This window comes from Pseudomonas sp. MYb2, from assembly GCF_002979955.1.
Taxonomy (GTDB): Bacteria; Pseudomonadota; Gammaproteobacteria; order Pseudomonadales; family Pseudomonadaceae; genus Aquipseudomonas.
Genome location: NZ_PCQC01000027.1, coordinates 59,720 through 70,353 on the forward strand (window position 1 = coordinate 59,720; position 10,634 = coordinate 70,353).

Genomic DNA, 10,634 nt, shown 5'->3' on the forward strand with positions numbered 1-10,634 from the left:
TCAACATTGTCGTTGAATGTTCAATCGCCATCGCGAGCAGGCTCACTCCTACAAGGGATCCAGGTGAATCTGAAATTTCCTGTTTCGCGGAGTTTTTGCCCCTATGAAGCACAACGTCATCCTTGTCGTGCTCGACGGCCTCAACTACGAGGTCGCGCGTCACGCCATGGGGCATCTGCAGGCTTATGTTGGCGCAGGACGCGCCGCGCTCTATCAGTTGGAGTGCGAGCTGCCGGCCCTGTCCCGCCCGCTTTATGAATGCATCCTCACCGGCGTGCCGCCGATCGACAGCGGCATCGTCCACAATAACGTCTCGCGCCTGTCCAACCAGCGCAGCATTTACCACTACGCCCGCGAGGCCGGTCTGAAAACCGCTGCAGCGGCGTATCACTGGGTCAGCGAGTTGTACAACCGCTCGCCGTTCGTAGCCGCCCGCGACCGGCACACCGACAATCTGTCGCTGCCGATCCAGCACGGGCATTTCTACTGGAACGATCACTACCCGGATTCGCATCTGTTCGCCGACGCCGAAAACCTGCGCCTGCGCCACGATCCGAACTTCCTGCTGATCCACCCGATGAACATTGACGACGCCGGGCACAAGCACGGCCTCGATTCGTCGCAGTACCGCAACAGCGCGCGTTCGGCGGACATCATCCTCGCCGACTATTTGCAGAACTGGCTCGAGGCCGGCTTCCAAGTACTGGTGACCGCCGACCACGGCATGAACAACGACCGCTCGCACAACGGCTTGCTGCCGGAAGAGCGCCAGGTGCCGCTGTTCGTCCTCGGCGATGCGTTCAGCCTTGATGCTGGCGCCGCACCGAAGCAGACCGACATCTGCGGCACGGTCTGCGAATTGCTCGGCGTACCCCACGACAAACCTGTGTGCCGGGAGCTGCTCAAGTGAACTCAATGACTCGCGGCAAATGGCTGGCGGCGTTGTGCCTGGTGCCGTTCACGCTGTTCTTTATCGTCTTCGAAATCGCCCCGCTGGCCTGGGTGATGATCAACAGCCTGCAATCGGAAGAGTTCGGTTGGGGCTTGGCCAACTTCAGCAAGATCTTCAGCTCGAAGTTCTATTTGCAGGCGATCCAGTACAGCCTCGAGATCAGTTTCTGGTCGAGTGTATTCGGCATCATCATTGCCGTACTCGGTGCGTATTCCCTGCGCCGGGTCGATTCGAAGCTGCGCAACTTCGTCAACGCCTTCGCCAACATGACCAGCAACTTCGCCGGTGTGCCCCTGGCATTTGCGTTCATCATCCTGCTCGGGTTCAACGGCAGCATCACCATCATGCTGAAGCAGTCGGGGATCATTCAGGACTTCAATCTGTACTCGAAAACCGGGCTGATCATCCTCTACACCTACTTCCAGATTCCCCTTGGCGTGTTGTTGCTCTACCCCGCCTTCGACGCATTGCGTGAAGACTGGCGCGAGTCCGCCGCATTACTCGGCGCCAACGGCTGGCAGTTCTGGCGGCACATCGGTTTGCCGGTGCTGACACCAGCGCTGCTGGGTACGTTCGTTATTCTGCTGGCTAACGCCCTCGGCGCCTACGCCACGGTGTATGCGCTGACGACGGGCAACTTCAACGTCCTGCCGATTCGTATAGCGGCGATGGTCTCGGGCGATATTTCCCTCGATCCGAACCTGGCCAGCGCCCTGGCCGTGGTGCTGGTGGCGCTGATGACCATCGTCACCGTCGTGCATCAACTGCTGTTGAAGAGGAGCTACCATGTCTCGCGCTGAATCCGGCCCGGCCGGCCTCTACCACCGCGTCGTGGTTTATCTGCTGTTCGCCATCCTCTTGCTGCCACTGGTGGGCACCCTGGTCTATTCGATTGCCAGCAGTTGGTCGGCGACCATTCTGCCCAGCGGCTTCACCTTCAAGTGGTACATCCAGCTGTGGAGCGACCCGCGCTTCCTTCACGCTTTCGGCCAATCATTGATTGTGTGTGTCGGCGCACTGGTGCTTTCGGTGGTGTTGATTCTGCCGCTGCTGTTCGTGGTGCATTACCACTTCCCGAAGCTCGATGCGCTGATGAACATCTTGATCCTGCTGCCCTTTGCGGTGCCGCCGGTGGTGTCCTCGGTGGGTCTGTTGCAGCTCTACGGTTCCGGGCCGATGGCGATGGTCGGCACGCCGTGGATCCTGATCGGTTGTTACTTCACCGTGGCGCTGCCGTTCATGTACCGGGCGATCACCAACAACCTGCAAGCGATCAACCTGCGTGACCTGATGGACGCCGCGCAACTGCTCGGCGCCAGCACCTTTCAAGCGGCGGTTCTGGTGGTGCTGCCCAACCTGCGCAAAGGCCTGATGGTCGCGTTGCTGCTGTCGTTCTCGTTCCTCTTCGGGGAGTTCGTCTTTGCCAACATCCTCGTCGGCACGCGTTACGAAACCCTGCAGGTTTACCTGAACAACATGCGCAACAGCAGCGGCCACTTCACCAGTGCCCTGGTCATCTCGTATTTCTTTTTCGTGCTGGTCCTGACCTGGATCGCCAACATCTTGAACAAGGACAAAAGCGAATGAGCTATGTCAGCGTCCAACACCTGCAGAAAAGCTACGCCGGCACCACGGTGTTCAGCGACATCGACTGCGAAATCAACAAAGGCGAATTCGTCACCCTGCTCGGCCCGTCCGGTTGCGGAAAATCCACCCTGCTGCGTTGCATCGCCGGCCTGACGCCAGTCGATGGCGGCAAGATCCTCCTCGATGGCGTCGATATCGTGCCGTTGAGCCCGCAGAAGCGCGGCATCGGCATGGTGTTCCAGAGCTATGCGCTGTTTCCCAACATGACTGTCGAACAAAACGTTGCGTTCGGTTTGCGCATGCAAAAGGTCAATGCCGACGACAGCCACAAACGCGTTTCCGAGGTGTTGAAACTGGTTGAACTGAACGACTTCGCCAACCGCTATCCGCATCAGTTATCCGGTGGTCAATGCCAGCGGGTTGCCCTCGCCCGTTCGCTGGTCACGCGTCCGCGCTTGTTGCTGCTGGACGAGCCGCTGTCGGCGCTCGACGCACGGATTCGTAAACACCTGCGCGAACAGATCCGCCAGATTCAACGCGAACTCGGCCTGACGACGATTTTTGTCACCCACGATCAGGAGGAAGCGCTGACCATGTCTGATCGCATTTTCCTGATGAATCAGGGAAAAATCGTACAAAGCGGCGATGCCGAAACCCTCTACACCGCCCCCGTCGATGTCTTCGCCGCCGGCTTCATCGGCAACTACAACCTGCTCGACGCGCAAGCCGCTTCGAAACTGTTGCAGCGCCCGATCAACCATCGCATCGCCATTCGCCCGGAAGCCATCGAACTGAGCCTCAACGGCGAACTCGACGCGCAGATCCGCAGCCACAGCCTTCTTGGCAACGTCATCCGTTACCGGATCGAAGCGCGTGGCGTAGAACTGGTGGTGGATGTGCTCAACCGCTCGGCCGCCGATCTGCATCCCGACGGTCAGCGTCTGGCGCTTTCCATCGATCCGACGGCCCTGTGTGAGGTAGCCTGATGACTTTGCTGACGTTGAAGAGAGAACTGCACTGATGGCTCTGGCAATTTTTGATCTGGACGAAACGTTGATCCACGGCGACTGCGCCACCCTCTGGAGCGAGCAGATGGGGCGCCTGGGCTGGGTCGATCCTGAATCGTTCATGCGCAAGAACAACGAACTGATGGACGCCTACAGCCATGGCAAATTGCGCATGGAAGACTACATGGAATTCAGCCTGGAGCCGTTGATCGGGCGTACGCCGGAAGAAGTCGAGCACCTGGTCGGGCCATGGGTTGAAGACTTCATCGAACCGATCATCTTCAGCGACGCCACCAAAACCATCGCTGCCCACCGCAAGGCCGGCGACCGCATTCTGGTGATTTCGGCGTCGGGCACACACTTGGTAAAACCGATTGCCGATCGCTTGGGTATAGATGAGATTCTCGGCATCGAACTGGAAGTCGCCCATGGCGTGTACAGCGGCCACACCGTCGGCACCCTGACCTACCGCGAAGGCAAGATCACCCGGTTGCTGGAGTGGCTGGATGCCGAAGAAGAGAATCTCGAAGGCGCGAGTTTCTATTCCGACTCACGCAATGATCTGCCGTTGTTGCTGAAGGTGGATTTTCCGCACGTGGTCAACCCGGACCCAGTGCTGCTTGAACACGCTGAAAAAGCCGGCTGGCCAATCCACCTCTGGAAATGACAAAGATTTAATCTGCACAGGCAGGCTGATATTCCAAACCTGAGTTCGACCCGATGCATCAGGTCGATGTAGCCCGACAGAACAACCCGGTCAGTCCCCTCTCCCTTTGGGAGAGGGGCTTTTTCCCTGTTCTCAGCTCAGACTGTCGTCGATCACCAAAACCAGTTTTCCAGCAACAGTGTTGCTCGCCAGTTCTGCAAACGCCGCCTCGGCATCCTTCACCGCAAACGCTTTGGCCAACTGCGGACGCAATCGCCCTTCGGCAAACAACGGCCACACGTGCTGGCCCAGATCACTCAACAGATCCGCCTTGAATTGATCGTCACGGCTGCGCAAGGTCGAGCCGAGCAATTGCACGCGCCTGCCTAACACCTGCGCCAGGTCCAGCTTCGCCTCACGGCCGCCCATCAAACCAATCAACACCCAACGCCCGTCCAGCGCGATCAGTTTCAGATTGAGCGCCGAATAATTACCACCCACCGGATCGAGGATCACATCGAACGGCCCGAAATCACGCAGGCTCTCCAGATCATCGGTGCGCACCACCCCGCCCTGCGCGCCCAGCGCCTCGCAATACGCCAAACGCTCGGCTGAACCGACGCTGACCCAGCAAGGATTGCCAAACGCCTTGCACAACTGAATGGCGGCTGAACCGATCCCACTCGCCCCGGCGTGCAAGAGAACTTTCTCACCCGGTTTGAGCGCCGCAAGTTGAAACACATTCAACCAGACTGTTGCGTAAACCTCGGGCAATGCCGCCGCCTCGATCAGCGAAACGCCTTCGGGCACCGGCAGCACATGCCGCCCGTCGACCACCACCTCTTCGGCCATGCCGCCCCCGGCCAGCAAGGCGCAAACGCGATCGCCGACCTGCCACGAACTGCCCGCACCGACCTCACTGATGACCCCGGAGCACTCAAGACCGAGCACTTGGCTGGCCCCCGGCGGTGGCGGATAGAGCCCCGCTTTCTGTAATAAATCGGCGCGATTTAGGCCGGCTGCCGCCACTCGAATGCGGACTTGTCCTACATCACACGTAGGACTCGGCTCCTCAACCCATGCCACTTGACCTTCAACGCCTTGCAATGCCTTCACAGTGCCTCCATAGTGAGTCTGGACTGAGCCCGAAGCTGTAGCGCCGGGCTTTTTGCATTATGCGACCGGCTCTCGTAGACCGGCGACTTCAAAGACGGCCTAATATGCGTTATCAATTGTCCCCGCGTCGAATCAGCATGAAGCATTTGCTCCCCAGCACCGCCCTCGCTCTTTTCATCGGTATCGGCCTGTTGCCGGTGTCGGGCAGTACATTCGCAGCCAACAGCTGGGACAAGTTGCAGCCTGATCGCGATGAAGTCATCGCCAGCCTGAACGTCGTCGAATTGCTCAAGCGTCACCACTACAGCAAGCCGCCGCTCGACGATGCGCGCTCGGTGATCATCTACGACAGCTACATCAAGCTGCTGGATCCGTCGCGCAGCTATTTCATGGCCAGCGACATCGCCGAATTCGACAAGTGGAAGACCCAGTTCGACGACTTCCTCAAAAGCGGCGATCTCAACGCCGGGTTCACCATCTACAAGCGCTACCTGGACCGCGTCAAAGCGCGTCTGGACTTCGCCATTGCGGAGCTGAACAAGGGCGTCGACAAGATGGACTTCACCACCAGGGAAACCTTGCTGATCGATCGCAAGGACGCCCCTTGGCTGAAATCCACCGCAGAGCTTGATGACCTGTGGCGCAAACGCGTCAAGGACGAAGTCCTGCGTCAGAAGATCGCCGGCAAAGAGCCGAAGCAGATTCAGGAAACCCTGACCAAGCGCTACAAGAACCAGTTGGCGCGCCTGGATCAGACCCGTCCGGAAGACATCTTCCAGGCGTACATCAACACCTTCGCCATGTCTTACGATCCGCACACCAACTATCTGTCGCCGGATAACGCGGAAAACTTCGACATCAACATGAGCCTGTCCCTCGAGGGCATCGGTGCCGTGTTGCAGAGCGACAACGACCAGGTGAAAGTCGTGCGTCTGGTGCCGGCAGGCCCGGCCGACAAAACCAAACAAGTCGCCCCGGCCGACAAGATCATCGGCGTTGCCCAAGGCAACAAAGAGATGGTCGACGTGGTCGGCTGGCGTCTGGACGAAGTGGTCAAGCTGATTCGCGGTCCGAAAGGCACCGTGGTGCGCCTGGAAGTGATTCCGGCCAGCAATGCGCCGAACGACCAGACCACCAAGATCGTGCCGATCACCCGTGAAGCGGTGAAGCTCGAAGACCAGGCCGTGAAGAAGTCGGTTCTTAACCTGAAACAGGACGGCAAGGACTACAAGCTCGGCGTCATCGAGATCCCGGCCTTCTACCTCGACTTCAAGGCGTTCCGTGCCGGCGATCCGGACTACAAGAGCACCACCCGCGACGTCAAGAAGCTGTTGACCGAGCTGCAGAAAGACAAAGTCGACGGCGTGGTCATCGACCTGCGCAACAACGGCGGCGGTTCCCTGCAGGAAGCCACCGAGCTGACCAGCCTGTTCATCGACAAAGGCCCGACCGTACTCGTGCGTAATGCCGATGGCCGTGTCGACGTGCTGGAAGATGAGAACCCGGGCGCGTTCTACAAAGGCCCGATGGCACTTTTGGTCAACCGCCTGTCCGCCTCGGCTTCGGAGATCTTCGCCGGCGCGATGCAGGACTACCACCGCGCGCTGATCATCGGCGGCCAGACCTTCGGCAAAGGCACCGTGCAGACCATTCAGCCGTTGAACCATGGCGAACTGAAACTGACCCTGGCCAAGTTCTACCGGGTGTCCGGTCAGAGCACCCAGCATCAGGGCGTGCTGCCGGACATCGACTATCCGTCGCTGATCGATACCAAGGAAATCGGTGAGAGCGCACTGCCGGAAGCCATGCCGTGGGACACCATCCGCGCGGCAATCAAACCGGCGGCCGATCCGTTCAAACCGTTCCTGGCCCAGCTCAAGTCCGAACATGACACCCGCACCGCCAAGGATGCCGAGTTCGTGTTCATCCGCGACAAGCTGGCCCTGGCGCAGAAACTGATGGAAGAAAAAACCGTCAGCCTCAACGAAGCCGATCGTCGTGCCCAGCACGCCGACATCGACGCCAAACAGCTGACGATGGAAAACATCCGTCGCAAGGCCAAAGGCGAAGAGCCGCTCAAAGAGCTGAAGAAAGAAGACGACGACGCCCTCTCCGCCGCCGAGCCGGACAAGGTCAAACCGGAAGACGATGCCTACCTGAGCGAAACCGGGCGCGTGCTGCTGGATTACCTGAAGCTGAGCAATCAGGTGGCCAAGAAGTAAGTGATGGCAATTTAATGCTGACGATCCCCGGATCGTCATCAAACAGTCATCATTCTGTCGTGCAATAAAGGACTGGGAGCCACTCTCTTCAACGAGAGCGCTCCCAGTCCTTTTTTTATCGCCAGAGATTGCCATGACCACGACCGAACAGCTGAGTGCCTTGAGCTCGATCCTGACTCAAAGCGGATTGCACAGCCTGTTCCAGCCGATCATCAGCCTCTCGGAGCGACGTATTCTCGGTTACGAAGCCCTGACACGCGGACCTTCCAACAGCCCTCTTCACTCACCGATTGCGTTGTTTGCTGTTGCGCGACAATCCGGGCGCTTGAATGAACTGGAAATCGCCTGCCGGCAAAGCGCCTGCCGTCGTTTTAACGAACAGCAACTGCCGGGCAAGCTGTTTCTCAACGTCTCGCCCGAATCTTTGCTCGAAGCCGCCCATCAACCGGGACGCACGCTGCAACTGCTGCAGGACTTCGGCATTCCACCCAGTCAGGTCGTTATCGAACTGACGGAACAAACGCCAATCGACGACTTCCAGTTACTGCAAACCGCGCTGCATCACTATCGGGCGATGGGATTTTCGATTGCGCTGGATGATCTTGGCGCTGGCTATTCGAGCCTGCGACTGTGGTCGGAGCTTCGTCCGGATTACGTGAAGATCGACCGACACTTCATCGACGGTATTCATCAGGACGCATTGAAGCGCGAATTCGTCGGCTCGATCCTGCAAATCGCCAAAGCCTCTCGCGCACAAGTCATCGCTGAAGGCATCGAACTGCCAGAAGAACTCGCCGTACTGACGGAAATGGGCGTCGACCTGGTGCAAGGTTATCTGCTCGGCCGTCCACAAGAGCATCCACCGCGCGATGCCCGCGCCTTGATGCCGAAACATGACAGCAGCGCGGTGGCGCTCAACGACGAAGGCAGCGACCTCAGCGCCTTGCTCAACGACCAACCGGCGGTCCATCGCGATACACCGACCGCCACCGTGCTGGAAGCCTTCCGTCGTCAGGCCAACCTCAACTCACTGGCGGTGCTCGACGAACAAGGCCAGCCCTGTGGCATCGTCCACCGCCATTCGCTGTCCGACGCACTGCTCAAACCCTTCGCCACCGACCTGTTCGCACGCAAACCGATCAGCCGCCTGATGAACGACGACTTCCTCGCCGTGGAAATGAGCCAGTCGCTGCAACAAGTCAGCCGCCTGATCACCAGCCGCGCCCGACAACGCATCGAAGAAGACTTCATCATCACCCTCAACGGCAGCTACCTCGGCCTCGGCCGGGTGATCGATGTGCTCAAACTGATTACCGAACTGAAAATCCAGCAGGCTCGCTACGCCAACCCGCTGACCTTGTTGCCGGGCAATGTGCCGATTCAGCAATGCCTGACGCGGTTGCTGCAACAAGGCCGCGAGTCGGTCATCTGCTACGTCGACATCGACAGCTTCAAACCCTTCAACGACATCTACGGCTACGGTCGCGGCGATGAAGTGTTGCTGTGTCTGGCGCACTGTCTCAACGAACGCGTAGACCCTACCCGCGACTTCGTTGGCCACATTGGTGGCGACGACTTTCTCCTGGTCCTCGGCCCCGAAGACTGGCGCAAACGCCTCAACCAATTGCTCGACGATTTCCAGAGCCAATGCCGACGGTTCTATCGCACTGAACACCTCGACGCGGGCTGCTTCATCGCCCCGAATCGCCAAGGGGTGCGCCAGGAGTTTGCGCTGTTGTCGCTGTCCATTGGCGTCGTGCATCTACACCCCGAGGCCTGCGCACAACTGGATGCCAGTCAGCTCGCTGAGATGGCATCGCAGGCGAAGCATCATGCGAAGAATGTTCCGGGGTATAGCGTGCATGTGATTGATAGTCTTGCTGCTGCAGACCTTCATCCGTCGCAGCTAACCGTGTAATACAGACTTATAACTACCCCCCTTTCTTCACTATGAAACAAGCACTCCTTCCAACGTTCCTAATGCCTTTATAAAGCTCCTAGAGACTACCAAAGCGCAACATCTTCAGATTTAGCTTTTTGCAAATCATCTTCCCAAACCTTCGACGCAAGACGAAATACATCTTCAAAAAAAACCCTAGCGCTATGCATCTCATCCCAGCCACTCGGAAAGGAAGAGTATGATTCTGGGTCATACAAAAACAACGACTGAAAATCGTATTCCGAGTCAGCCAGCGCTGCCTCTAGACTTTTATAAGCAAGATATTTATGGCGATAACTCCGCTTCGTTGGCAGGCAATATCTCAGAACAATCAGTTCTCGATCATCAGGATTATCTGGATTTAGCTTATCCAGTTCCTCTCCTAGCGATTCCTCTCGATCATATATATCTATTCCAGCCAAGAAAAAAGACGGTGTAGGTTGGAATGGTAGGCCATCAGCTGGATCTATAAACACTTCATCAGTCCTATTTAATCGGAAACAAGGTGAAAGGTTTCCCCGTCACGGGATCGAACTTCATCTCAAACCGGTTCAACTCAATCAATCTGGGATTATTTTTTGATCTTGGGTCAGGCATATAACCTTTGCCTGCCCCCGGTAGATCCATTCTTACGATGTCCGCTGACTGGGCGTCCTTACCCGTAAATTGCGGCAGTCCTCGTTCTAACCGCGTTGTTGCAAGAATGTAAGCCTTGAGCATAATTTCGTAACTATTGAACTTTGAACTGGGATTACCTCTCCTGTTACGTGGCGTTATCCCCGTTATGGGATCTGTGCCATCAACTGCTCGTCGCTTCCACTTAGCATCTAGCACGTCCGGACCATGTTTCCCAACCATGTGCATGCGCTGACTGTTATTCAATCTGATGATCTCAATCTTCGCCTTCTCTTCAACGGTTAGCTTAGGCCTTGGCAGCGCGGGCTCACCCTCATCAACCTTAGCGCCACTAATCCCACCCGGCACCTCACAACCCGGCCTGTTCGGCGGCGGACAATTGGAACTCAACCCCAACGGATCCACCCACCCCGTCGGATTCGGCACGTACTGGTACTGATTCAACCCACCCGCCAGCTTGATGGGATCCGGCGTCAGATACCTTCCCAACCGCGGGTCGTAATACCGGTGCCGGTTGTAATGCAGCCCA

Annotated in this window: 10 protein-coding genes; 7 read left to right on the forward strand and 3 right to left on the reverse strand. The window is 57.7% G+C overall.

Features of this window, described 5'->3' with window-relative positions; genetic code table 11:
- Positions 1-103 precede the first annotated feature (103 nt).
- Genes CQ009_RS28045 through CQ009_RS28065 form a run of 5 tightly spaced genes read left to right on the forward strand, consistent with a single transcriptional unit; the run spans position 104 to position 4,213 of the window.
- Positions 104-910: an alkaline phosphatase family protein gene (locus CQ009_RS28045; protein WP_064391183.1), complete on the forward strand. Its 807-nt coding sequence runs from the start codon at positions 104-106 to the stop codon at positions 908-910.
- 5 nt (positions 911-915) lie between these two features.
- The gene (locus CQ009_RS28050) at positions 916-1,752 is read left to right on the forward strand and encodes an ABC transporter permease subunit (protein ID WP_161806665.1); all 837 of its coding nucleotides are present in this window, start codon (positions 916-918) and stop codon (positions 1,750-1,752) included.
- Complete coding sequence (locus CQ009_RS28055; protein WP_105709332.1) at positions 1,739-2,539, forward strand: ABC transporter permease; 801 nt, start codon at positions 1,739-1,741, stop codon at positions 2,537-2,539. Before CQ009_RS28050 ends, CQ009_RS28055 begins: the two co-directional genes overlap by 14 nt.
- Positions 2,536-3,525: an ABC transporter ATP-binding protein gene (locus CQ009_RS28060; protein ID WP_105709333.1), complete on the forward strand. Its 990-nt coding sequence runs from the start codon at positions 2,536-2,538 to the stop codon at positions 3,523-3,525. The genes CQ009_RS28055 and CQ009_RS28060 overlap by 4 nt, the downstream gene beginning before the upstream one ends.
- 34 nt (positions 3,526-3,559) lie before the next feature.
- The gene (locus tag CQ009_RS28065) at positions 3,560-4,213 is read left to right on the forward strand and encodes an HAD family phosphatase (RefSeq protein WP_064391179.1); all 654 of its coding nucleotides are present in this window, start codon (positions 3,560-3,562) and stop codon (positions 4,211-4,213) included.
- Between the two features lie 132 nt (positions 4,214-4,345).
- On the opposite strand, the gene CQ009_RS28070 is transcribed toward CQ009_RS28065, so the two are convergent.
- On the reverse strand, positions 4,346-5,308 hold the full coding sequence (locus tag CQ009_RS28070) for a zinc-binding dehydrogenase (RefSeq protein WP_105709334.1): 963 nt from the start codon (positions 5,306-5,308) through the stop codon (positions 4,346-4,348).
- A gap of 137 nt (positions 5,309-5,445) precedes the next feature.
- Here CQ009_RS28070 and CQ009_RS28075 point away from each other — a divergent pair, with 137 nt between their 5' ends.
- On the forward strand, positions 5,446-7,530 hold the full coding sequence (locus CQ009_RS28075; protein WP_163024112.1) for a carboxy terminal-processing peptidase: 2,085 nt from the start codon (positions 5,446-5,448) through the stop codon (positions 7,528-7,530).
- A 133-nt stretch (positions 7,531-7,663) separates the two neighbouring features.
- Positions 7,664-9,448 (forward strand): bifunctional diguanylate cyclase/phosphodiesterase, encoded by a 1,785-nt coding sequence (locus tag CQ009_RS28080; protein ID WP_105709336.1) that lies wholly within the window; start codon positions 7,664-7,666, stop codon positions 9,446-9,448.
- A gap of 86 nt (positions 9,449-9,534) precedes the next feature.
- Here the strand turns inward: CQ009_RS28080 and CQ009_RS28085 are convergent, their stop codons facing one another.
- Positions 9,535-9,945: a hypothetical protein gene (locus tag CQ009_RS28085; RefSeq protein WP_105709337.1), complete on the reverse strand. Its 411-nt coding sequence runs from the start codon at positions 9,943-9,945 to the stop codon at positions 9,535-9,537.
- 10 nt (positions 9,946-9,955) lie between these two features.
- Positions 9,956-10,634 (reverse strand): RHS repeat-associated core domain-containing protein (locus tag CQ009_RS28090; protein WP_146117576.1); only part of this gene is annotated, 679 nt, incomplete at its 5' end.